This is a genomic window from Emergencia sp. (assembly GCF_048465375.1).
GTDB lineage: Bacteria > Bacillota > Clostridia > Peptostreptococcales > Anaerovoracaceae > Senimuribacter.
In genome coordinates this window covers 90043-114639 of record NZ_DBFWLQ010000001.1, presented here as the reverse complement: position 1 = coordinate 114639, position 24597 = coordinate 90043, and the positions used below count along the sequence as shown (strand labels likewise).

At 47.5% G+C, this 24597-nt stretch carries 20 protein-coding genes; 2 read left to right on the top strand and 18 right to left on the bottom strand.

All coding sequences use genetic code 11. The features are described 5' to 3' along the window. Nucleotides 1-3: 3 nt before the first annotated feature. Both dapB and dapA read right to left on the bottom strand, forming a co-directional pair. On the bottom strand, nucleotides 4-714 hold the full coding sequence (dapB, locus tag ACMQ5W_RS00550) for a 4-hydroxy-tetrahydrodipicolinate reductase (RefSeq protein ID WP_419022490.1): 711 nt from the start codon (nucleotides 712-714) through the stop codon (nucleotides 4-6). Further along, nucleotides 711-1598, bottom strand: coding sequence for a 4-hydroxy-tetrahydrodipicolinate synthase (gene dapA / locus ACMQ5W_RS00545; protein WP_419022488.1), 888 nt, complete (start codon nucleotides 1596-1598; stop codon nucleotides 711-713). Before dapA ends, dapB begins: the two co-directional genes overlap by 4 nt. 450 nt (nucleotides 1599-2048) lie before the next feature. On the opposite strand from dapA, the gene ACMQ5W_RS00540 reads away from it, so the two are divergent. Next, nucleotides 2049-3161: an amidohydrolase gene (locus ACMQ5W_RS00540; RefSeq protein WP_419022486.1), complete on the top strand. Its 1113-nt coding sequence runs from the start codon at nucleotides 2049-2051 to the stop codon at nucleotides 3159-3161. A gap of 70 nt (nucleotides 3162-3231) precedes the next feature. On the opposite strand, the gene ACMQ5W_RS00535 is transcribed toward ACMQ5W_RS00540, so the two are convergent. The 10 genes from ACMQ5W_RS00535 to carA form a co-directional block, all read right to left on the bottom strand. Then, nucleotides 3232-4779, bottom strand: coding sequence for an alanine/glycine:cation symporter family protein (locus ACMQ5W_RS00535; protein WP_419022484.1), 1548 nt, complete (start codon nucleotides 4777-4779; stop codon nucleotides 3232-3234). Between the two features lie 164 nt (nucleotides 4780-4943). After that, nucleotides 4944-5786: a DNA-binding domain-containing protein gene (locus ACMQ5W_RS00530; protein WP_419022482.1), complete on the bottom strand. Its 843-nt coding sequence runs from the start codon at nucleotides 5784-5786 to the stop codon at nucleotides 4944-4946. Further along, nucleotides 5767-7062 carry an ATP-binding protein gene (locus ACMQ5W_RS00525; RefSeq protein WP_419022480.1) on the bottom strand — a complete coding sequence of 432 codons (1296 nt, stop codon included), beginning with the start codon at nucleotides 7060-7062 and terminating at the stop codon, nucleotides 5767-5769. The genes ACMQ5W_RS00530 and ACMQ5W_RS00525 overlap by 20 nt, the downstream gene beginning before the upstream one ends. A gap of 413 nt (nucleotides 7063-7475) precedes the next feature. Beyond that, nucleotides 7476-9098, bottom strand: a complete 1623-nt coding sequence (locus tag ACMQ5W_RS00520; protein ID WP_419022478.1) for an amidohydrolase — start codon at nucleotides 9096-9098, stop codon at nucleotides 7476-7478. Nucleotides 9099-9114: 16 nt separating this feature from the next. Beyond that, on the bottom strand, nucleotides 9115-9630 hold the full coding sequence (locus ACMQ5W_RS00515; protein WP_419022476.1) for a hypothetical protein: 516 nt from the start codon (nucleotides 9628-9630) through the stop codon (nucleotides 9115-9117). A 1-nt stretch (nucleotide 9631) separates the two neighbouring features. Then, the gene (locus ACMQ5W_RS00510; RefSeq protein ID WP_419022474.1) at nucleotides 9632-11029 is read right to left on the bottom strand and encodes an alanine/glycine:cation symporter family protein; all 1398 of its coding nucleotides are present in this window, start codon (nucleotides 11027-11029) and stop codon (nucleotides 9632-9634) included. Between the two features lies 1 nt (nucleotide 11030). After that, nucleotides 11031-11897 (bottom strand): VOC family protein, encoded by an 867-nt coding sequence (locus ACMQ5W_RS00505; RefSeq protein WP_419022472.1) that lies wholly within the window; start codon nucleotides 11895-11897, stop codon nucleotides 11031-11033. A gap of 249 nt (nucleotides 11898-12146) precedes the next feature. Then, nucleotides 12147-13763: a helix-turn-helix domain-containing protein gene (locus ACMQ5W_RS00500; protein WP_419022470.1), complete on the bottom strand. Its 1617-nt coding sequence runs from the start codon at nucleotides 13761-13763 to the stop codon at nucleotides 12147-12149. Between the two features lie 690 nt (nucleotides 13764-14453). Then, complete coding sequence (gene carB, locus ACMQ5W_RS00495) at nucleotides 14454-17630, bottom strand: carbamoyl-phosphate synthase (glutamine-hydrolyzing) large subunit (protein WP_419022468.1); 3177 nt, start codon at nucleotides 17628-17630, stop codon at nucleotides 14454-14456. Further along, nucleotides 17630-18730, bottom strand: a complete 1101-nt coding sequence (gene carA, locus ACMQ5W_RS00490) for a glutamine-hydrolyzing carbamoyl-phosphate synthase small subunit (RefSeq protein WP_419022467.1) — start codon at nucleotides 18728-18730, stop codon at nucleotides 17630-17632. The genes carB and carA overlap by 1 nt, the downstream gene beginning before the upstream one ends. 204 nt (nucleotides 18731-18934) lie before the next feature. On the opposite strand from carA, the gene ACMQ5W_RS00485 reads away from it, so the two are divergent. Continuing rightward, entirely contained in the window at nucleotides 18935-20203 is a 1269-nt protein-coding gene (locus tag ACMQ5W_RS00485; RefSeq protein ID WP_419022465.1) for an argininosuccinate synthase, read from the top strand. A gap of 80 nt (nucleotides 20204-20283) precedes the next feature. On the opposite strand, the gene ACMQ5W_RS00480 is transcribed toward ACMQ5W_RS00485, so the two are convergent. The 6 genes from ACMQ5W_RS00480 to ACMQ5W_RS00455 all read right to left on the bottom strand — a co-directional run bounded on the left by ACMQ5W_RS00480 (nucleotide 20284) and on the right by ACMQ5W_RS00455 (nucleotide 24349). Further along, a complete protein-coding gene (locus ACMQ5W_RS00480; RefSeq protein WP_419022464.1) occupies nucleotides 20284-21090 on the bottom strand; it encodes a hypothetical protein in 807 nt (268 codons plus the stop codon). 211 nt (nucleotides 21091-21301) lie between these two features. After that, nucleotides 21302-21685, bottom strand: coding sequence for a hypothetical protein (locus tag ACMQ5W_RS00475; protein WP_419022462.1), 384 nt, complete (start codon nucleotides 21683-21685; stop codon nucleotides 21302-21304). A gap of 1 nt (nucleotide 21686) precedes the next feature. Further along, nucleotides 21687-22139, bottom strand: coding sequence for a hypothetical protein (locus ACMQ5W_RS00470; protein ID WP_419022460.1), 453 nt, complete (start codon nucleotides 22137-22139; stop codon nucleotides 21687-21689). 526 nt (nucleotides 22140-22665) lie between these two features. Further along, entirely contained in the window at nucleotides 22666-23391 is a 726-nt protein-coding gene (locus tag ACMQ5W_RS00465) for a hypothetical protein (protein WP_419022458.1), read from the bottom strand. Between the two features lie 5 nt (nucleotides 23392-23396). Beyond that, nucleotides 23397-23558 carry a hypothetical protein gene (locus tag ACMQ5W_RS00460; RefSeq protein ID WP_419022456.1) on the bottom strand — a complete coding sequence of 54 codons (162 nt, stop codon included), beginning with the start codon at nucleotides 23556-23558 and terminating at the stop codon, nucleotides 23397-23399. Beyond that, nucleotides 23555-24349, bottom strand: a complete 795-nt coding sequence (locus ACMQ5W_RS00455; protein WP_419022454.1) for an acyl-CoA dehydratase activase — start codon at nucleotides 24347-24349, stop codon at nucleotides 23555-23557. The genes ACMQ5W_RS00460 and ACMQ5W_RS00455 overlap by 4 nt, the downstream gene beginning before the upstream one ends. Nucleotides 24350-24597: the final 248 nt, after the last annotated feature.

Sequence of the window (24597 nt, the reverse complement as noted above, 5' to 3'; positions counted from 1 at the left end):
CCTTTATATGAGTTGATCAAAGGTGTAAAGACCTTTGTCCTGCCTGACCAGTTTTTCTGCTCCCAGAAGCGCCCCTCGCGCGAAGATCTCCCGACTTTCTGCACTGTGGGCAATCTCAATCTGCTCATCTTTACCAAAAAAAATCACCTTGTGGCGTCCCGCTTCTGTTCCGCCTCGCAGAGAATGAATACCAATTTCTTGTCGCCCTCTGGTGCCCTGCTGCCGCCTGCCGATCACCCTCTGCAGTCTTCTCTCTGGGTCAATTTCCGAAAGCAGCGTCTTTGCAGTGCCGCTAGGGACGTCTTGTTTCTGACTGTGGTGTGCCTCAATCAGTTCCGCTTCAAAGCCATTATCTAATAGATATGCAGAAAACTCCCTTAAAATCCTTCTTATTATGATGATTCCGGCAGAAAAATTGGTACTGTAGAGTACCGGCGCACAGGTTGCCAGAAAAGCAAGCTGCTGTCTTGCGTCCTCATCATATCCTGTGGTGCCGCAGACCAGAGGTGTTTTGGTCCTCTGTATGTAATCTGCGATGGCAGGCAGTGCCTGTGGCGAAGAAAAGTCAATCAAAACGTCTGCCGGTTGATCAAAGTCTTTTAGTCGGTCTATCGTTTCTGTGTGGAAACTGTCCGCAACCACCATCCCCCGATCTAACGCAAGCTTTCGTATCAGGGTTCCCATCTGTCCATTTCCAATTAAGAGAATTTTCATAACAGCTGCGCCTTTCTCATTGAAACCGCCAGTGTTTTTCTGGCAGATTCACTCATATCATATAGAGGCAGCCGCATATGAGATTCACATTTTCCCATCAGGGAGAGGGCTGTTTTCACAGGAATCGGGTTGACCTCAGAAAACAGATTGTGAATCAATTCTAAATATCCAAGCTGTATCGATGCTGCACCGGCAGGATTCCCTTCTAAATACCTCATGACCATACGATGGGTTTCTGTCGGCAGAATATTGGCCAGCACAGAGATAACCCCTGAAGCGCCGATAGAAAGCAACGGCACCGTCATATCGTCATTGCCACTGTACATGACAAAGTCGTCAGATAAAAGCCTGGCGACTTCCATAGCATAACCCAAATTTCCTGAAGCCTCTTTGATACCGCAGATGCGCGGATGTCTGGCAAGCCGTTCGACGACTTCGACGGGGATACTGCAGCCCGTTCTGCCTGGTACGTTGTATAAAATACAGGGAATTTCCACCTGATCAGCAATGGTCAGAAAATGGCGCGCCATGCCCTCTTCATTGGTTTTGTTGTAATAAGGCGCTATGAGGAGCAGACCATCAGCACCCAGTTCCTGAAATTTCAGGCTTCGTTCCAACATAGACTGGGTACAGTTGGAACCGCTGCCCGCGATAACCGGAATCCTCCCCGAAACCCGCTCTACGGTAAACTTGCAGACTGCATCATCCTCTTCCTGTGTCATGGTGGAACTCTCTCCCGTGGTACCAAGGATGACGATACCATCTGTTCCAGCTGTAAGGTGCCAGTCGATCAGCTGGCCCAGACAGTGAAAGTCCGGGTTCCCCTCCTGATCAAAGGGTGTGACGAGAGCGACAAGGGACCCTCTTAAATTACTTAAATTCATCTTTCTTTCCTACCTTTTCTCTGATTAGATAGGGAGTGCAAGATTCTGCCAGCAAAAGAAAAAGCAGACCCGAAGGCCTGCTATGGATAACTCGATATCAATGCATTCTTCAAAAGCGCTTAAAACAGAATGCAGCAAATCAAATTTTCCGACAGCACTCCTGCGAACAACTCATTTCTGAAAAGCAGTTCGCAGACAGTGTTATGGATATTCTCCATAACCCCACCCTGCAGGCATACCTGTCTGCAGAGTTCGGCGAGATTGCTGCGCTCTGTGATCGTTGCCCGTCGGCTCCCACAGAGGCATCGTTCCCGCGACCTCTATCTTGAAAACTAGATTAACACGAGATTTCTTCCCTGTCAAGATTTTTTTGTTGTTACAAAACAATTATTTGCTTTTTCGTTTGTGTTAGTTTATAATTTTTAACAAATATTCGAAAGGAGCACCGTTATGCTCGATCTACTGAGACAATACAGGCGCGATCTTCACAGAATTCCCGAGCTGGACTTCGATTTGCCTGAAACCACCCACTACATCAAAGGGGTGCTTGCAAAATACAGCTGCCGCCTCTTACAGCCATCTCCTTCCGCCGTCTGTGCCTGGTTTGACCTGGGAAGGATGGAAACCGTCGCCTTCCGTGCAGACATGGACGCTCTGCCGATTTCAGAGTGTTCATCAAAGACTTACGCCTCGCGCCATCCGGGAAAGATGCACGCCTGCGGCCACGATGGCCACATGGCCATGGTTTTGACATTGGCAGAAGTCGTGGAAAATCGCATGAAAAATGGTGAGACACTGCCTTATAATGTGATGCTGATTTTCCAGCCTGCTGAGGAGACAGAAGGCGGTGCAGAGTCCATATTAAAAAGTGAGATCCTCACTGCCTATCACGTCGTCCGCATCTTCGGCTGCCATCTGTGGCCAGACCTGCCAGCGGGAATCATTGGCGCTCGTTCAGGGGCAATGATGGCAAGGAGCAGCGAAGTCGAGGTCAAAATTCAAGGCCGCTCCGCCCATATTGCCAAAGCCCGTCAAGGGCAGGACGCGCTCTATGCCGCAGCTGCATTCCTGACGGCATCCTATAAAATGGAGCGAGAGGAAATTCCCGCAGGGGTTTACAGACTGCTGAAATTCGGCATTTTGCAGAGCGGTACGGTCTGTAACGCCATCAGCGCCTCTGCCTACCTCAAAGGCAGCCTGCGCGTCTTCGATGAGGAAACCTTTGATCGTATGAAAAAGCGCATGGAGGAAATCGCCGGACATATTGAAAAAACAACGGGCTGTACCTTTGAGATTGGTCTTTCAAAAGGGCACCCCCCTCTCTTAAATACACCCAGCCTTTTTGAATTAGTCATGAACCACTGTGCGGAAGAAGTGCAGCTTCTGGCAGAGCCCTCCATGACCAGTGAAGATTTTTCCTATTATGCCCGCCACTGCCCCGTATTCTTCTTTTTCCTTGGCCTGGGCGTGGATACGGCGCTCCACACCGACAACTTCGATTTTGGCGAGGCGGTTCTGCTGTCGGGGCTGGAATTTTACGAAAAACTGCTGCTGCTGCCCTAAGCAAAGGCAAAAGCGGGCGCTTCCTGGAATTGCGCCCGCTTTTTGTCACTATACTATATAATTAAGATTTCTAAGCATTTTTCTTTGCTTTGCCTTCGACCTGATGTTTCTTGGCAAGCAGATCAGCGTATTTTTCTTTTACAATATCAGTCCAGAGATCTGCATTTCTGATGCCGCAGTCTGACGGCTCAAATACTGGATCCAGACCTAAGTGTTTTTGTCTCTCGTAGTCTTTGAGCAGCTTCACTGCCTTTGTAGAGAGAATCAACAGTGCGATGAAATTGATCCAGCACATGATGCCGATTCCGATGTCTGCCGTGTTCCAGGCAGCATCTGAAGATCTGGTGGCTCCGATTAGAACGATGACGACGATGATCGCCCTGAATACGTTGGTCATGATTTTTCTTGCACCTTCGCTCTTGTTTTTCATCACATAAGAGATGTTCACATCCGTGTAGAGCACGAAGGATAAGAGCGTAGTGAATGCGAAGAAGAATACCGCTATGGCGATGAATACAGAGCCTACGCCTGGGAAGACAGAATCGATAGCCGCTTGCGTATAGCCCACACCTGCCTTTACCCCCGGAAGTCCTTCTGTAATCATTGCACCAGTTTCCTCGTTGCTTACGTTGAACATTCCGGTGGACAGAATCATGATCGCTGTAGCTGTGCAGACGAACAGGGTGTCTACATATACAGAGAAAGACTGTGCCAATCCCTGTTTTGCAGGGTGGGAAACTTCCGCAGATGCTGCAGCGTGAGCGCCTGAGCCGTAGCCGGCCTCGTTGGAATAGATACCTCTCTTGACGCCCCACATGACAGTGCTGCCCCAGATGGCTCCATAAAGAGCGTTCATCTTAAATGCACAGCCAAAGATCAGTCCGAACATCTCCGGAATCTGTTTGAAGTTGATTCCCAGGATAACCAGTGCTAATAAGATATAGATGATCGCCATGACAGGCACGATCAGTTCTGACACTCTGCCCAGTCTCTTTGCGCCGCCGAAGGCGACAAATGCAACGCAGACTGCCATCACAGCGCCGCCGATCCATGGGTTCAGGTTGAACGCATTGTGCGCCGCGTCAGCAAAATTGAAGGCCTGGATGGTCGGTCCTGTAATACCGTTGGCCAAAATTGCCGCCAGTGCAAAGACAATGGCGAAGATCTTTGCAACTTTGTTTCCGCCCATTCCTCTTTCTATGTAGTAGGCAGGGCCGCCCTTATATTCGCCGTCAATTCTGGTCTTGTAAACCTGCGCCAGAGCGGACTCAGAAAATGCAGTTCCTGCACCGATGAAGGCGATAACCCACATCCAAAATACCGCTCCCGGTCCGCCAAAGCAGATGGCTGTTGCTACGCCGGCAATATTACCGACGCCGACACGGCCGCCCAGCGCAAGGGCGAATGCCTGGAAGGAAGACATTCCCTCTTTACTGGTCCTGTCCTCTCTCTTCCTATCTCTTCCCAGCAGATAATGTACCATGTCTTTAAAAAGCCTGACCTGAGGAAATTTCATACGAAGTGAAAAATAAAGTCCGGTTCCCAGCGCAAGGATGGTCAGTGGCAGCGCCCAGATCACGTTGTAAATATCAGCCGTAAGATTGTCTAAAAACGTCATGTTGCTCTCCTTTCATAACTAAAATCCTAAAATAATAACATATCGAGTAAAACTATCTTGATATAAGATTAACAAACCTTTTCAAAAAAACTCAAAAATACTCAAAAAGAAACGGAGAAATATTCTGAATATTCCTCCGTAGTTACTTTTCGGTTACTATTCTGTTATAACAGCGACTTTCGATAGAGCAGAAGCCCCTCGATGAACTTTGAGATATTCACCCTGCCGCCTCCGCTGCTGCTGCCTTTGATAAAATCCATCTCGTCTTTGATGTTCTTAAAGTCAAAGACATAGTTGGCATAGACTTGAAACACTTCGTTACTGTAATCGTCGATTCCCAGATTAGCTACATTCGTGAGGCCTTTTTTGATGGCGCGGCGCATTCTCTGCTCCAAATTCTTAGAAGTTTCCAATTTCTCTGCTGCAATGTGAGTCAATACGTTTTTGCTGTACTCCTCGTTGTGTCCAATCAGATATTGGCAGACGCTGAGAATATCTGAAGTTCCCTTCTCGCCCAGCATGCCCAAAAGTCCCAGAAAGACGTTGATTTCCCGAAGAACGTCGTCCTTTCGTTCCAACGGTGCACTCTGCTCTTCTGTTTCTGCAAACATTCCCTTGATGCCCGCCACAAGGCTGTTCATTTTGATCTTGTCAGATACGTGGTTAAGCACTTTCTCCACTTCGATAATGTTGATTGGCTTGTTGATGAAAAACTCCACTCCGGCATTGTAGGCCTGCTCAATCATGCCTTTATCCGCAACCTGTGAGATCATCACAAAGCTGATCTGCGGGCGGACGCCTTTAATCTGATCCACTAAGGCGATGCCATCCATTTTGCTCATCAAGAGATCCACTAAAACGATCTCCGGGTTCAGCGCCAGTATCTCACCCACCGCCTTTTCGGGATCTGTGGCATAGCCGATGACGTCACCCAGCCCGCGGATTTCTACGATATTCTCCAAAGTCTTTACCGTACCGATTTCATCATCAATGATGTAATACTTCATCTGTCTCCTCCTCAAAACTCGTCTTCGGGATGGTTATCACAAACTCGGTTCGTCTGCCCTTTTCACTGTGCACTTCAATCGTTCCATGAAAGATATTTTCCACATAATCTTTGACCAAAGTCAAACCGAGACCTCTCTGCACGTTGCCAGTCTCCAGGTTGAACTTCGTGGAATAGCCGTCAAAGAAAACAGTTTCCAGGTCATCCCGATCAATGCCCGGGCCGTTATCTTTGACTTCCAAAACATAATTTTCTCCATCCTCCCGCAGAGATAAAGCGATTTTACCGCCTGTCTGTCCAATGGCCTCTGCCGAATTGAGGGTCAGATTGCGGATAATAGACATCATTTTGAAATACTGACGCACATAAAAATTAGCCTTTACTCTGGTAATCAGTTCCACATGATAGCCTCGATTTTTGATGGTGCTCTGCAGGTTGGCTTTCTCTATGGAGATGATGTCTTTCATGGCCAAACGGCCTTCGTCGATATCGTCGAGGAAGGTATCCTTGAGCACATTGATGATATTCAAATAATCACCTTTAATCTCGTGGGCGTTTTTTGAGATGTCCAGAGAGCAGTCTTTCAGTTCTTTCGGTGCGTTGATGCCTTCCATGGATTTGTAAAGAGCAAAGGCCTGCCTCATGATGTCTTCAATTTCGGCCGCGTTCTTCTCCATCACATGTAATTCACTTTCAAAGATAGAGGCCTGCACGATCAACTTCCTGTATTCCTTGTCGTGTTCCTCTTTAATCAGCAGGTTAGAATAGGTCTCCAGCGCCAGCAAGATCACCTGAATCAGCACAGTTCTGCAGAAAGCGACGATGACGAGGGAAATCACTGTGTGGGCTGCGATGACCAAATAGCCCTGAATCAGGCTCCTGGTAAAAAGTTCCGCTATGTTAGACAAGAAATCACAGAGAAATATGACATAGGGAAAATTTCGGATGTCCTTCGGCGCCCTGATGATGTATTTGTAAACCAAGGTATAGAAAATCCCGTAGGTGAAAAAAAATGCCATATCCGGAATGACCAATATAGCTGTCAGACCAGGTTGTCCGCCTTCCAGCACCATGAAGAGCAGCCTGATCAGCGGGGAAAAAATGCCCGAGCAGAATGCCACATATCTAGGTGACAGATCTTCATAGCAGTAGATGAAAATAGCCATCACTGCGACAGACATGGCGATGATAAATCCATCGGTGATGAAATTGAATCTGATCTGTGACGCCAAAGATACGAAAATGGCGATGTATATCGTTTTCTTGATTTTTACCATGCGTAACTCTCCTTCTTACTATGATGATACCACAAGTAGGAAAAGAATTCCACGGCGGCGTAATGTTAATAAATCCTTTAAATGTAATAAAATGTATGATATTATGTAATTACTGCTGAACCTTCAGCTAGTTTGCGGGAAGGAGGTGGTGCTAATTGCTAGATTTTATTTTGACGCTAGTAGTCTCTGTCATAGGCGGTGTAGCAGCCAGTTACATAGTCCGGTGGCTGGACAGAGAAAAATAGCCAGCAGTCAGCCAAAAGAAAAACCAGGTCGTCCACAGCGACCTGGTTTTTTGGTGATGCTAATTGTTTGCTAGATTTTTATTAGCTATGTCTATATATTATCTCACTTCTATGGGGAAGTCAATTACTAAAATTAATTTATTAAACACGAGTCATGTATTTTGACAGTCACTCTGCTCGGTACACGATTTTTCCGCCAACCATGGTCAGCACAGGGTTTGCCCCCAAAATCTCTTCGGACTTGCATGTGAAGATATCCCTGTCCAGCACGACCAGGTCAGCATAATATCCTGTTTTGAGTCTGCCTTTGACGTCTTCCCGGAATTCGTGATATGCGCTTTCCAAGGTATAGGCGTCAACCGCAGTTTCTACATCTACGCATTCTTCGGCGTAAAAGCCGTCTTCCGGCTGTCCCTTCAAGTCCTTGCGAGTGACAGCGCAGTAAATGCAGGCCAGCGGATCCAAATCTTCCACAGGACAGTCTGTCCCATAAGAGGCGTGGATTCCCAGCTCCGCCGCTGTTCGAAAGGCGTAAGAAGTTTTCATCATTTCATCGCCGCAGCGGCTGGGCACAATATACATGTCGCTCTGCAGGAAAATGGGCTGATAGGCGACAAGTAAGCCGGAAGCTTTGATGTGCGCCAGCAAAGTGTCGTCGGTAATCTGGCAGTGAATCAGACTGTGACGCAGAGGGTTTTCCCCATTGCTGCCGCCGTTTGCCTCGTCATACATGCGGATGACCCGTCTGATTGCCTCGTCGCCGATGGCGTGAACCACCACTTGCATCCCATGGTCATGGGCGCAGTCTATCATTTTCTGCATATATGCATCAGAATTGACCTCCACTCCGCGGTTGCCCGGATCGTCAAGATAGTCAAACCCCAGCATCGCAGTTCTGGCGCCCAGGGAACCGTCTTTCAACAGCTTGAGCGGACCTCTCCGAAACCAGTCGTCTGCATAGCTTTCGCCAAATTGCGGGCTTTCACAATACCCTTTAAGGCTCTCTACATCATCATAAAACATCTGCCCCGTATAGCGCAGCAGTCCCTTTCCCTCGTCGTAGACTTCTTTCATGAGGGAGCAGCAGGCTTCCTGGTCTTTGATCACGTAACCGATATCGTTGGACTGCACCGTGGTGAGTCCTCTGGAGACAGCATATTTCATAGCACCTGTCAGAGCCAGTTTCAGTTCTTCTCTGGTCAGGTTCGGCACCAGGTCCAGCGCCGCATGAAAAGCCTTTTCCGTCAAAATGCCAGTCGGCTCGCCTCCTTCATCCACTTCGATCCCCGCACCATCAAAGACGGCATGTTCACGGTCAATTCCCAGCCTTTGCAAGACATAGCTGTTTACACAGCAGGCGTGAGCGCAAATCCGCGTGAGAACGATGGGAACCTCCTCGGAGACCTTGTCCAGATCCCTTTTGTCCGGTTTTCGCCTGTACTCCGGAGCCCAAGTCTCCTCATTCCAACCCGCGGCAGAAAAGCCTTTGCTTTCAGGATTCTTCTGCAGATATTCCTGGCAAAGCCTCGTCAGATCCTCGGCGCACTGCGCCTTTGTCAGATCAGGAAAGAACATGGCTCTGCCCATGTAAAACAGGTGCTGGTGACTGTCGTTGAAGCCGGGAATGACTGTTTTTCCCTGACAGTCGATTCTCTCTGCGTCTCCTGCGGCTGCAAGGACTTCTTTATTACTACCCACTTGCAGGATGATGCCATCCTCTTGGAGAATCGCCTGGGCATAACAGCCTCTCTCCACATATACTTTTCCATTGTACAATACTGTCCTCGACATTTTTGCCCCGCCCTCTCTATTTATCGGTGTCATACGCACCTGTGACGATGTAGTCGTCGGGATATTTTTTTCTCGCACCATCTGCGTGAGGATCCCAGGCGTAGATATCAAAACCCAAGTCCTGGCTGGTGGCAAACCAGCGTCCTCTTTCATCAATACGTGGAAAATAAGCGGACATGTGCTCTTCTACTTTCTGTTCCCTCGCCACGTCATAGAAGTGCGGTTTCGTGCGCATGATCACGTGGTGGATAAAGGGCCTGCCGATTGCCTGTAAGTCCTGATAAAACGCTGATTCAGGGTCTCTCGGTTCAAAGAGTTCGATGGTGATTTCCCCATAATCGCACATGCAGATGCGGGCATCGATTCCCTCTGCCGGCTGACCGTTTTTCACCACCTGCTGTACGTTTTCAGAGTCAGTGTAGAACTCTCTCCAAGGACCGACGATGCCGTAGGCCTTAAATGTCTCAAGTGATTCTTCTATATCAGGCGTCAAAATGACAAATCCGCCTACTCTTTCAAACGATTGTTTCATATTATTTTCCTCCTTTTTTCTCAGCGATATCCTTCAGATAATATTTCCCCGGCGTGTTAAAAAACTCTTTGATCAATTGTACGACATCGCCGTGAAGCAGGAAAACACCGATCATATTGCTGATAATCAAAAGGGCAAAGAAGAAGTCCAGGAAACGGTAGACGAATTCCAATCCTCCGATAATACCGAGGAACATGCCGATAAAATAAACATATCGGAAAATCTGCCCAAATCTATAACCAAAGCAATACTCTGCAGATTTCGTACCCACCTGCACCAAAACGATCAGAGTAGATACGACGAAGATCAAAATCAGCACGGTCAGAAAAATCGGTCCGGCAGAACCAAATACGGAAGAGAAGGCAATGCCCGGCATGGTAGCCGCATTGCTTCCGTCAATTTTCATCCATGCGCCGCTGACAACACAGATCAGACCGGTAAAGGTGCAGACGATCATAGTATCTACGAATACTTCAAAGACGCCGAAGAATCCCTGTCTGACAGGATGATCGACAGTGGCAGCCGAGTGGATAAAAGGCGCTGCACCGTCACCAGCTTCGTTAGAATATGCTCCGCGGGCTGCACCCCACTGAATCGCGGCGGCGATGGAAGAACCAGCAAATCCGCCCACAGGTGCCATCGGTGTAAAGGCACTCTTGACGATGACGCCCAAAGCTTCTGGCAGTGCTGTAACATTAGCGCCCAGAACAATCACGCCACCGATTACGTAGGCGATGACCATGATTGGAACCATCTTGTCCGTAACCGCCGTGATTCTTTTGATTCCGCCCAGAGCGACCATGGCAACAACGACGATAATGGCGATACCGGTACCCATGGCCGGAAGACCGATCGAGGTCGCATTCTGAATGGCGGAAACCATCTGCGCTGCTGCGGAAGGAACATTTTCAAACATCATGACCAGAGCAAAGATGAATGCCAGCGCTGCACCCAGCTTCTTGTTTTTGATACCTTTCTTCATATAATACATCGGTCCGCCGACCCATTCACCGACCTCGTTCTTCTCCCTGTATTTGATACCCAGAGCGATTTCACAGAATTTGGTGGCACAGCCCATAAAGGCAAGAATCCACATCCAGACCAAAGCGCCGGGACCGCCAAAGGCGATAGCGACAGGTACGCCAGCGATATTCGAAGCGCCCACACAGGCGGCTAAAGAAGCAGTACAGGCTTGGAACGGCGAGATGCCATCTTCTGTTTTCTTGAACATCTTGCCAAAGGTCTGTGAAAAAATATATCCGATATGGCGAAATTGCAGGAATCCGAAACGTACGGTGAGAAACAATCCTCCACATCCCAAAAGAATCAATAGGGGCGGTCCCCAAAGCCAATTGGACATGGCGACAATGGCATCGCCAATCTTTGTCATAGTATTCATATTACACCTCCTGTGTCATCGTCTGAATCACGTTGTTGTATTCAGGGTTTTGTTCGAAAAGAATATTGTAGACGCCACGGCCGTATTTTGCAAGGTACTTGGCATAACCGCTTTCATCATCCAGCGGCTGGATGATTTCGAAGACCACGTCGCTGCCGTCGCTGTTCTGCGTAAAGCAGGCTTTTCGATACTGCCCTTCCTTCTCTTCTATTTCTGTAAATGGTCCGAACCCATAAGCCTCGTAAGCCGCCATCGTTTCTGTCAAATTCTCCACTACGATGAGAATCTTTTCCAGACGCAGATACATCGGCTTTTGCAGATGGGGTTCTGTCCCGTCCTCTAACTGCACGTAAGCGCCTGTAGCCATGTGGTCTCTCGGATAGACGCGCTTCTTCGCTTCTTCTGTCTGATCCCAGGTAAAGATATTGAAGCCTAAATCTTTTCTGGTATCGTGCATTCGCATCACCTGTGTAAAAATATCGTCCTCAGAGAACTTGTGGTTATATAAAGTGAACTTCATGATTTCCTCTATGCCCCGTTCTTTAAGAACTTCATAATATCTTTCTGTCGGGGTAAACATGATGTCACAGACCCCTTCACCCTGATTCTTGATGAATTCGCTCCAAACGGTGTTTTCAAGGGGCTGCAGAAGTTCAAAGGTCACGCCGTCTATCTCGTACATCAAAGTGCCAAATCGAATGCTGTCCACTTTTTTCCCGTAGAGTTCGCCGTTCTGCACAGACTTCTCGGTGGAAATGAAGGACCGCATGGGACCCATACCGTATTTTTTACATACCGTCCCTGCCCGGTCAATATCCCTAACCGCAATTCCGATCTGTCCCATTCTGGTAAAACATTTTTCTGTCATTTGTCGCCTCCATGATCTTTTATATTCGCAGCTGCCGTCTTTCTTCTTCATGTACATAACTATATTTTATTGACTTTTTCCCCTTTTTTCTGTGCTTATTTTTCGTATCTTTTCGGACAAAATTACGTTATCTAAAGATTCTGTGAGATTCCAGAACAGAAAAGAGCAAAAAAATCGCAACAAAAGGGCAAAAAAGTCCAAGAGGCTGTTTCATCTGCACACAAAAAGAAGGCTGTTCAGCCTTCCCTGTCATTTTTTCGTGATGGATAAGATTCCTGCTTTTCCCGGTCCAATTTTGAACGGATGTCCTTCTTCACCCCGCCTCAGCATCGCAGCGCTTAGAGCCGGGCGCAAAATGTGCGTCATCGCTTTCATGGACTTCGCCGGAACCTGAGAAAGAACTCCCAGAACGGAATTAGAAAACTCATATTCCAAGACAAGGTATTCCTGCTCTGTTTTGCCGAAGTCGATTTGAAATTCAATACTCTGTTCCAAAGAACCGTTCCAAGTCAGCAGAAGCATCGCGCCGTCCCCTTCGCGGTTCCGGCAGGCTGCCCAATTGTTGCCGTATTCCCAGCATCCATCTGCGTAGTCTGCAGCCTGAAGCATGTAATAGAGCGGCGTTTGGATGCCGCCCATGGCATAAAGCCCGTTCCATCCGCCTGGAGAAGACTGAAGTGCGACAGACCTGTCCTTCAATGCCTGCATCAGTTCTACCGGCCACATCTTTGCATCTCCAAAGGAAAGCTTTCGTGAATCAGAATCCGCAATTTCAATTCTGATATCTGCAAAGTCCCGCTCCAGCGCCTGCATCAGCTGCCCAGGATTCGCCAGTTGATGCAGTTCTTCCTTTGTCACCAGGACAGTGAGACTGTCCGGCGGGTTAATGCCTGACCGACTGCTCTCTTCTGCTGCAAATGAAAGATGCGTCGCTTTGCTCTTATAGAGGCCATCGTCTTTCCAGTATTGTCCTAACCGTTCTCTCAGGGCATCATCATAGGTGATTTCTCTTTGACGACTGTCTGCCAAAGCGTCAATCTCCTTCTGATTCTTGTGGTTTCTGCGAAATTCCGCTGGATTGGCGTAAAAGAACTTCTCAAAATACTTGTGAAAGTATTTTGGGTCAGAGAATCCACTGTCATAAGCGATGGTCGTAATGCTCTTATCTGTTTCCAGCAAAAGACGGAGAGCCTCTTCACAGCGGACGTAATTCAAAATTTCCGTAAAGCTCATGCCAGTCAGCTGTTTGATACTGCGTGAAAGGTAGGTCTGGCTGACATGGATATGATCTGCAAGGTCAGCCAAAGTCACCCGCTCTGCATAATGTTGATACACAAAATCGTAGACGCCAAAAAGCCGGTCGAAAGTATGCTGATCTTTATAATCGATATAAGTCGTACCGAGAAAGTTAAAGTGGTTTCGAATCAAGAGGAGCAGCTGGGTAGCAATCTCGATGACCTGCTGCGACCCCGCATCGCCCTGATACTCCCTCACCATCTGCGCCAGGAGCACCCGCATTTTTTTCAAGTGGGGGATCTGTTCCTGCGTCCTGTACCCCGGATTCACATAAAGTCCCACGTTGAGAATATCTTTGATGTATCTCTGAAAGTAAGGCAGGTCGATATAAAAGGACAGATAACGCAGCTGCTCGCTGATCTTACGCACCTTGTGAAAATCGGCATCGACGATCAGCATCAGGTCGTCCTCCGCACTGAGAAAATACTCTTTGTTGTTAAATGTAATCCCTGCTTCTCCCTCCAGAAGCCAGATCAGTTCCTGCGCATTTTTATGCATGTGGTAGGGCTGCGAATTGCAGCTCTCCATGATTACAATCGGACCGCTCTCAAAATTGATATCACTGTTCATATGATGCCTCCTCTTTTATTTCTGGCAGTTTCAGTATAGCACAGGAAAAAAAGAGGGACAAGGTTAAAGGATCCTTGCGGGAAGGAGATGGTATAAATGCAAGATATCTTGGTGGCACTCGCCGTCTCTGTTGCAGGAAGTGTAACAGCCAGTTACATATTTCAATGACTGAACATAGATAAATAGCCAGCAGTCAGCCAAAAGAAAAACCAGGTCGACTCCACCGACCTGGTTTTTCTGTGGCACAAATTTTGTGCAAAATATCTTGGTTATCTCTGACTTACATTCTACCCACATTCTATGGGGAAGTCAATTACTAAAAATATATTTATTAAACGCTACCGCACCATTACAATAACGTTATGCTTTTTGAGCGTTTCCAGCCATGCTCGCGTAACTGAATACTCATCTAATGCAAGTTGCCAGGGGGTATCTACGATTTCGGTTACTTTTCACTGGAATCTCAAGGCTAAAAGCAGAGATTTAAACTATGAAAAGTAACCTCCCACAACACTTTTATACATTTCGCAAGCAGCAAGACCGTTTTCAAACAAAATAACCTTGAATCCTGCTTTCGAGTTACGCAAAACTTACGGAACGGCATCAAAAAACCTAACCGCATCGTAAAAAACGTTCTGAATATACTCCTCTCCCCTATATACCGGCAGGTCTGTGAAATCGCGTCTAGTTTTACAGCACATTGTATTCCAGCTCGGTGTCTTTCTGCTTCAATCCAATTGCGATGGCAAAGATTCTTGCCGTATCCATACAGGTATGTACCGGCAGACCACGCTCGATAGCAGCCCTTCTGATGGGGAAGGTATCCGCGCCCACTTTGTTGATGGTCTTTGGCGTGTTGATGACAATCTGAATTTCCTCGCCGATCAAAGGTTTTACGTCAGCATAGTCGATGATTTCTGTCGCTACACCATGCGCTTTGAGGAAGGTTCCCGTCCCTTCTGAGGCGTACAGCTTGAAACCCAGTTCCGCGTAGTTTTCCAGAATCTCGGCGCTCTCCTTTGTCTTATCGTGATCTTTCAGCGAGACAAAGAGGCCTCCTTCTGTGGGGATCTTCGTTCCTGCGCCGAGGAATCCCTTATAAATCGCCTTGTCAAAGTCTTTGTCGATGCCCAGGACTTCGCCAGTAGACTTCATCTCCGGTCCCACAGCCACATCTACATCCGTCAGCTTGGCATCAGAGAAAACCGGAATTTTCACCGCATAGTAATCCTGCTTCTTATATAAGCCTGTGCCCCATTCCATGTCAGCCAATTTTTTACCAGTCATCGCCGCCACGGCAATTTTCACCATCGGTACTTTCGTCACTTTGCTGAGAATCGGCACTGTCCGGGACGCTCTCGGATTGACCTCGATGACGTAGATAGTGTCTCCGTCCCAGGCATACTGGATATTTACAAGGCCCACGATATGCAGCGCTTTGACGATTTTCTTGGTATTCTCGATCAGCTTGTCGATCACCTCCTGGGGAAGGCTGTAAGTCGGATAGACGGTGCAGCTGTCGCCGGAATGGACACCGGTTCTCTCAATGTGCTCCATGATACCTGGAATCAACACGTCGTCTCCATCGGCAATAGCGTCAACTTCTATCTCTTTGCCTTCTACGTATTTATCAATCAAAACAGGGTGCTCGTGAGAAAGTTTTACGGCTTCCTTTAGGTATTTCAACAGTTCATCGTCGGAGTAAACCACCTGCATCGCCCTGCCGCCGATGACGAATGACGGGCGCACGACCAGAGGATATCCCAGACGCTCCACGGCTTCAAAGGCTTCCTCTCTGGTTCTGACCGCGCAGCCCTTTGGTGTGGCGATGTCCAGAATATCCAACAGATCAGAGAACTTCTCTCTATCTTCTGCCAGGTCAATATACTTGTTCTGGGTGCCAAGAATTTTGATGCTTCTGGCTGCCAGCTTTGATGCCAGATTGAGAGACGTCTGACCGCCAAACTGCAGAATGACACCTTCCGGACGTTCCTGTTTGATGACGTTCATCACATCATCGGTATGCAGTGGCTCAAAGTAAAGCTTGTCGGAAGTATCAAAGTCAGTGCTGACCGTCTCTGGATTGTTGTTGATGATGATGGACTCATAGCCGAGGTCTTTCAAGGCCCACACCCCTTGGACACAGCAGTAGTCAAACTCGATGCCCTGGCCGATTCGAATCGGTCCCGAACCGACGACGAGAATTTTGTCGTGCGGTGTTTTGACACTTTCATTTTCACCGCCGTAGCTGGAATAGTAATATGGCGTCAGCGCCTCGAATTCTCCGGCACAGGTGTCTACGACTTTATATACTGGATAGATATCGTGATAGAGCCTGATATCCTGCAGCACATCTCTCGCCATGCCCGTCAGATCCAGGATTTCGTCGTCGGTAAAACCGCGATATTCCGCCTCGCGAATCAATTCCGCCGTGACCTCGCTGGTCTGTAGAATTTTTTCCATTTCGATGATTCCATAGATTTTATGGAGGAACCAGCGGTCGATCTTTGTCCGCTCGAATATTTCCTCTACGTCTGCAAGTCCGCGGCGGAAAGCCTCTGCAATGCAGAAGATGCGCTCGTCGTCCTGGGCCATCAGCTTGTTCATCAGCTTCTCATTGTCAAGACCCGTGACGTAAGGGACTCTCAGTCCCGTACCCTCTACTTCTAAGGAGGCGATAGCTTTCAGCAAAGCACTTTCAAAAGTTCTGTCGATAGCCATAATCTCGCCGGTGGCTTTCATCTGGGTGCCCAGTTTCCTGGATGCCGTGCGGAACTTGTCAAAAGGCCATTTGGGGAATTTGACCACGCAGTAGTCCAGTGCCGGTTCAAAGCAGGCGCTGGAGCCTTCTGTCACGTAGTTCTTCAATTCGTCCAGGCTGTATCCGATTGAGATTTTTGCCGCAATCTTGGCGATGGGGTAACCTGCCGCTTTGGATGCCAGAGCGGAAGAACGGCTTACACGCGGGTTGACCTCGATGACGATATATTCGTCTTTGTCCGGATTGAGGGCAAACTGCACGTTGCAGCCACCTTCGATCTCCAGGCTTCTGATAATCTTCAGGGAAGAATCGCGCAGCATCTGGTACTGGCTGTCGTTCAGCGTCTGGGTCGGCGCTACGACGATGCTGTCTCCTGTATGGACGCCCACTGGGTCCAGGTTCTCCATGCTGCAGATGATGATACAGTTGTCCTTGCCATCGCGGATGACCTCATACTCCACTTCCTTCCAGCCGGCTACCGACTTTTCCAGCAAAATCTGCCCGATGGCGCTTTTCTCCATGCCCATCTTGCAGAAATGCTCCAGTTCTTCCTGATTATGGGCGATGCCGCCTCCCGTGCCGCCAAGGGTGTAAGCCGGTCTAATGATGACAGGATAGCCGATTTTCTCGACAAAGGCCTGGCACTCTTCCATGGTCGTTGCAATGGTGCTAGGCGGAATCGGCTCGCCGATTTTTAGCATCAAATCCTTGAAAGCCTCCCTGTCTTCGGCTTTGTGGATGCTCTCTTTGTTCACACCCAGTAGCTTGGCGCCATATTTCTCGAATATGCCCTTTTCGTCTAAGGCCATAGCCAGGTTCAGGCCGGTCTGTCCGCCAAACCCTGCCAGGACGCCTTCCGGACGTTCTTTCGCCAAAATCTGCTCCACTGCATCCTCTGTGATTGGCTCCAGATAAACTTTGTCGGCGATGCCGTTGTCTGTCATGATGGTGGCAGGGTTGCTGTTGATCAAAATCGTCTCAATGCCTTCCTCGGAAATAGCCTTGCAGGCCTGAGTACCGGCATAGTCGAACTCTGCGGCCTGTCCGATGACAATGGGACCGGAACCGATGATCAAAACTTTATTTAGGGTAAAATCTCTAGGCATTACAGTCTTCCTCCTTCCATCAGGTTGATAAATTTGTCGAACAGGTATCCCGTATCATTGGGTCCGGGACTGGACTCTGGGTGAAACTGGACGGAAAAGACCGGTTTTGTCAGGTGCTGCATCCCCTCTACGGTTCCATCGTTGAGGTTGAGGTGGGTCACTTCCAGCCCTTTGAGCACGATGCTCTCAGCTTTGACCGCATAGCCGTGGTTCTGACTTGTGATATAACTTCTGCCGCTGTTCTTATCAAAGACGCCGTGGTTGCAGCCACGATGGCCGTATTTCAGCTTGTATGTATGTCCTCCCTGGGCAAGGGCGATGAGCTGGTGTCCCATGCAGATGCCAAAGATGGGCATCTGATCCGGTCCGTAGCTGCTGTTGGTGATCAGCTTTTCTATGACGGTAATCGCTTCTTTGGCGCTTTCCGGGTCTCCCGGCCCGTTGGTCAGAAACACGCCGTCGGGCTTTGATGCCAAAATGGTCTTCGCTTTGGTGCCGTAAGGGTAAATGGTCAGATTACATCCTCTTTTGTATAATTCATTTAGGATGCTTTTTTTGACGCCGAAGTCCAAGACAGCTACATGATATTTGTTATCGGGGTCCTCCCATTTCTCCACTGCAGTGACGCCGGCATCTTTCATCTGGTCGCCTCGCAAAAAAGCATCCTGGCAGATCTTCTCAATGGTCTCTATAGAGAAATCTTCTGTAGTGATGACGCATTTCTGATTTCCTGTATTTCGAAGCTTCCTGGTAATTTCTCTCGTGTCCACATCGTAGACGCCGGGGACCTTTTGTTCTGCCAGCCACTGGTCGATATTCATGACGGACTTCCAGTTGGACGGTTTAAAACATACGTCAGCCGCCACCACGCCGAAAGCGTGAATCTGCTCCGACTCGTAATCCGTCTCGTTGATTCCATAGTTGCCCAGCAGGGGATAAGTCATAGTGATAATCTGTTCTTTATAGGACGGGTCGGTCAGGGTTTTCTGATAGCCAGTCATTGCCGTGTTGAAAACCAGTTCGCCAATTCTGGTTCCCTCAAAGCCAAATCCCTTTCCTTTATATATACTCCCGTCTTCCAAGTAAATCGTTCCTTTCATCAAGAAGCCTCCAATCAATATTTCTAAGGAGAGAGTATACTATAGGAATTATAAATATGCAAGTATAAATTTATATTTTTGCATATTTTATTATTTTTATTAAAATTTACTCTTGATTCCACCGTTTATTTGTGGTATATTACATACATTAATTAATTTTTATTCAGATATTTAAATATTTATATAATTTTGGAGGAAAGAAAAATGGCAAAAGAGAAAATCGTCCTGGCCTACTCAGGCGGCCTGGACACATCGATTATTATCGCTTGGTTAAAGGAAAATTACGATTGTGAAGTCATCGCAGTGTGCTGCGATACCGGTCAGAAGGAAGACTTTGAGGCGATAGAAAAGAAAGCTTATGCGACTGGCGCAGATAAAGCATACATCCTGAATATCCAGGAAGAATTCATCACCGACTTCGTCTATCCGACCCTCAAGGCGGACGCAATCTATGAAAACGACTATCTGCTGGGCACTTCCATGGCAAGACCGCTGCAGGCCAAGAAGATTGTAGAAATCGCCGAGCAGGAAGGCGCCTTTATCATCTGTCATGGCTGCACCGGCAAAGGAAACGATCAGGTGCGTTTTGAATCCACTATTCACGCACTGAACCCGGCCATCAAAATCATCGCCCCTTGGAGAATCTGGGATCTGAAATCCCGTGAGGAATGTATCGACTATGCAAAGGCGCACAACATTCCAATCGCCCAGACCGTCGAGAAGATTTACTCCAGAGACGAGAACATCTGGCACATCAGCCACGAAGGCGGCAACCTGGAGAATCCTTGGAACGAACACAAGCCTGACATCCACGTCCTCTCCAAAACACCCGAAGATGCGCCAGATCAGCCTACATATGTGGAAATCTCTTTTGAGCAGGGCGTTCCTGTGGCCATCAATGACGAAGAGATGGGACCCGTGGAACTTTTGACCGCCCTCAACAAGCTGGGCAGCGAAAACGGCATCGGCACCATCGACATCATCGAAAACCGTTTGGTGGGCATGAAGTCCAGAGGCGTATACGAGACGCCGGGCGGCACTATTTTGTTCGCGGCACACAAGGATCTGGAAAAGCTGATTCTGGACAGAGACACCCTCCAGTACCGGAACATCGTCTCCCAGAAGTTCGCGCAGCTGGTCTACGACGGCCTCTGGTTCACACCGCTGCGGGAAGCCATCTCTGCTTTCGTGGACGAAACCCAGAAGCAGGTTACGGGCAAAGTGAAGATGAAGCTGTACAAAGGCACCGCATGGCCAGTGGCAAGCCAGTCCCCTTACTCCTTATATAATGAAGAGTTCGCTACCTTCAGCGAGGACGAAGTCTACGACCAGAGCGACGCAGAAGGATTCATCAACCTGTTCTCATTGCCATTAAAAATCAGAGCTATCCAGAAGCAGAACCTGGAAGGCATCCCAGAAGCACAGAAAGCCCTGCCGAAGAAAGTATTCAAAGGCGGAGAGTTTGTGGAATAGGAGATATAACTTAGAAACCCCTAGAACATTTCGTTCTAGGGGTTTTGTTTGTATGGTTCCTCTCTCGTAATGGGCATCACTTATAATTTCTTTACTATTTTTTCATATTCTTCAAAGTCGATCCCAGCAGCCTTACAGGCTTCAGATAGTGTTAAACCATCATATGTCATCAGTCTCTCTACAGCTACAAGAGTGCCTCTGATTTCCTCTAACGGAACCTTGGAGTTAGACTCTCGCAAAAGCAATCCTTTATAATCATCATAAGACATCCCGATTGCTTCGCATGCTTTCTCTATAGTCGTATCCTTATCCTTGGCAATATTTGCAACAGACATCAGGACCCCTCTGACTTCATCATCCGATATATATGCAGTCGGCTGGTTGTTTTTCACATCAGCTCTGTCTAATATCTGCTGATCTGTGTAATTGATATTTCCCAGATAAGTGGATCCATCTTCATGAACTACCATCACATTGTCAAAAGTATCTATGAAGGTTCTCCCATTTTGGGTATACTTGTAGCCTACAACTTTTACAAATTCCACTTTTTCATCATAGGCATATTCGAATTTATGGCTTTCTTTTCCAGGAGTGAGTTTTTCTGGCTTGTTTTTAGCAGTTGCTTCAATGTAACTCAAATTTTTGTCGCACGCATAAACTAATATTCCTTCTAGTGTAAATGGATCATCTGACACATTTTTTGCTTTGTAAGATACTTTTTTTATTCCTGAAGAATCATCTTCAACGCCGGTAAAAGATAGAATAATCTTATCCGTAACTGAATTCAATACTGCTTCACTCTTATTATCACCTGGCTCTGAAGAACAAGCCACGAAACAGAAACATATTACAGCAGCCATGCATACCGTACATATTATTTTTTTCATACGCTTTACCTCTATTATCTCCTTTTGTACTATGTTTATTTCAATTATTTTTAAAAGCACGCATCCTTTCCAATTACGTTCTTTATATACTAAACAAATTTTAGCGCCGAAATTGAACAAAATTTATAATGTTTTTTCAAAAAACATTTTGTTGACCTAAAGCATTTACAAAAATGTCGGAAGTTCATATTTGAAAATTTGCTCACAACTCTTAATCAGATTCCTCTTCAGCATGATGTATATATTTGCTGTACTTTGACTTTTCCAGTTTTATATAAATTTCGTTTGGATTCTCTTCGCTGGTAAAAATCTCTGTGCCTGCATCTAGCATATTGGCTGCGAAATTTCTCTCCACCATGGGTTCCAAACTCGACACCTTCTCTTTTACTGTCCCTGCCAGTTTGAACCCTTCAGGCGGAGATTTTGTAACAACACCAATCTCGCCATAAACTCGATCATTGATATAGACCAGCGGTTTATATCCGTATATTTCCTTTGCCGGGAAAGGATCGCCAGACAGAAACACCCCAAAGATTACACATATGCATACAGCCAGTAATAGAGGCAAAAGAGGGTTTTTCAAAATTCTTTTCATACTATTTCTCCGATTTCATTTTGCTGTAAAGATAGAACTGAAAAAGCACAAACGCTGCCACTGTCAGGAATGCCGACAGCCAAAATGTTATCATTGCACTGGATAAGCCGAAATGTAAATCCATGGCGGTATCAGGTTCATAGATGGTCCATAAGTACCTTTTGAAATAGAGGATGGAATAAACGTATATCCCTAGGGCTCCTGCAAAGGCGGCTTCTCCCAAGATAGCATACCACCGCTTCGGCTTGTCACCCCACGCCCAAATGAACAGGATTAGGACAACAAAGGGTATCCACAAGTAATGCTCCATCACAACCTCAAATCCCCAGAAAAGAGGCGCATTCGCCCCTCGGTCGAACCACGGCAGAAGGCTGGAACAAAGCATCAAAATAAATACGATTTTGAAAGTACGCGCAATCACTTTTTCTTTGTCAATGCCAAGATTCACTACCATACGCTCTCCTCCGTATCTTCTACACTCTTCCCCGAAGTAACTGATAAATCTTGTACAGCAAAATCGGTGTTGCGATAATAGCAAACCCAATTGCTGCCTTAATCAAATACGAAATTATCATCAATAAAGCTGGTAAAATAGTCATAATGTTATCTTTTCCTTTCAGTCCTTAAATAGGCGCGAGATGGCAATAAAGCATCCACTGCTAAGTATTGACAGCGGCAGAAGTCTTGCGAGCAACTCATCTGCTATATAATTGCTAAACAAATACAAATAACCTATTGCCAAGACGTTAATAATTAACGTAGCAAAAGTTAGAACAGCAAAAACCTTCTTTATCATCATGTTTTCTCCTCCCCTCTAACTCCTTCTGTCTACATTTTATCTTATAATTTCATTCAGTCAATATATAGGCAACATATTTAAGAATTCTTAAGAATTACTTGTACGTCTCCGGCCGCAATTCCACCTATAAAAAAACGGAGTGAAAATTGAATAAGATCAATTTCCCTCCGCTCCACGTTTTTTATTTCGTCAATGCTGCCTGGTGCAGTTCCCGCAGCCCTTCCACCTCGTCGCAGACTGGCTTCAAGTTGCAGGCAGAACAATCCATGACCAGGTTATTAAAAATGTGGTTCATCGACTTGGTAATTTGCTCTCCCTGGTGTGCCAGCTTCGCAAGCTGCTCATAGGGGAAATCCGCCGCCGTCACAAAAATCAACTTCACCGCCTCTACCTTTAGATGACTGCGATAGCCTTTGATGAAAGACCGCCCCGCTTTTTCAAAGGAAAGTCCCTGATTCAGCGCCTTGCGGCTGATGCGCACCGGCTCCCGCTCACTTGCCGTAGAAATCCGCATCATGTAGCCCTCCGGGTTGACATGGTATCGCGTGTACTCCATTTTTCGCAGGTCAGAATAGGCTTCCGCCTCGCCAGAAAAACAACCCTCTGCCACACGGATCAGCGTCAGCCTGGCATAGGGCACATTTTCCCTGATTTCAGAGAGATCCGGTCCCAAACGCCAGATTTCATCCTCCGGTACAAAGCTTTGATCCGAGGTGAAGAAGAGACCGCTGACTGCCGGAAGGCTCCCTCCGCCCAGCTCATAGGCCATATCAGATTTCAAAATCAGATCGAATTCTCCGCTGTCGCGGCGGGCCTCCCCCCGGCACTGGCCGCGCATTAGCTGGTCCCCGCCACTGGAGGCGATCAGCTGCAACGCCTGTGCAATCAATTTGTCATATAACCGCATCGCAATCAGACCATCCTGTCTCGTTTAACCTTATCATAATGGGGCGCCAGCAGGTCTCCCAGCTTTGCCGCCATCTTCATGTCCAGATTGAAAAAAAATGCCAGCACGCTGAGCAGAAACAATGCAACAACCACGCAGACGATAATCAATACTACCTTTAATATCATAACGCCATTCCTTTCTGCCGCGCAAACTCAGCGGCTCCTAGCGCTCCCATCAGCTGCGGATCCACAGACAAATCCACTACTCTGACCTTGAGAACTTTTTCAATTGCCTGCTTCAAACCGCCGTTTTTGGCACAGCCTCCCGTCAAAGTCACGCTATCCGTGACTCCTGCTTTCTTCGCCATGACAAAACAGCGCTTTGCAACAGATACCTGAATGCCTGCGGCGATTTCCTCCATGGGTTTGCCTTCCCCGGCCAGGGAGATGACTTCACTTTCGGCAAAGACCGCACACTGGGCAGTGATGGGAATCACGTTTTTCGCCTGCAGAGACAGCGCCGAAAACTCGTCCAGAGACATTTCAAAGGCTCTAGCCATGGTTTCAAAAAAGCGTCCGGTTCCTGCGGCGCATTTGTCGTTCATGGCAAAGTTCAACACTGTTCCGTCCGTGTCGATGGCAATCCCTTTGACATCCTGGCCGCCGATGTCGATGATGGATTTAACCTCCGGGTTGACCACGTGTACGCCCATGGCATGACAGCTGATTTCCGAAATGTTTTCATCTGCAAAAGGCACTTTGTTGCGCCCATAGCCCGTTCCCACAAGGTACGTCAAATCCTCCGCACTCTTTAGGTCATCTACCTGAGAAATCGCAGTGTCCAAAGCCTCACGGGCGCTGAGCACCGGATTGATCCGGCTCTTGTTGATTACCGAGGCTTTGATCGCTCCGGTTTCATCTATAATCACACTCTTTGTATAGGTACTTCCGGCGTCACAACCGCCAAAATAGTTCATTCTCATTCTCCTTAATGGTCCTCACTTTAATTTGTAATGCAAATAGTTTTTTCTGGGGAGATCTTATGATTTAACGCCCCAAAATGTAGTCAGCGGCTAAGCGCTGGTCAGATAATCAAATTGATCAAACATCTGGTTACGCTATTTCGTCGATTTCTTCCAATTCCTTACACAAATTACCGCCGTTCATCCTCTCCTGCGTAACTGACAGGGGATATAGCTGACCCGGTTACGCAATTGGGCTGATT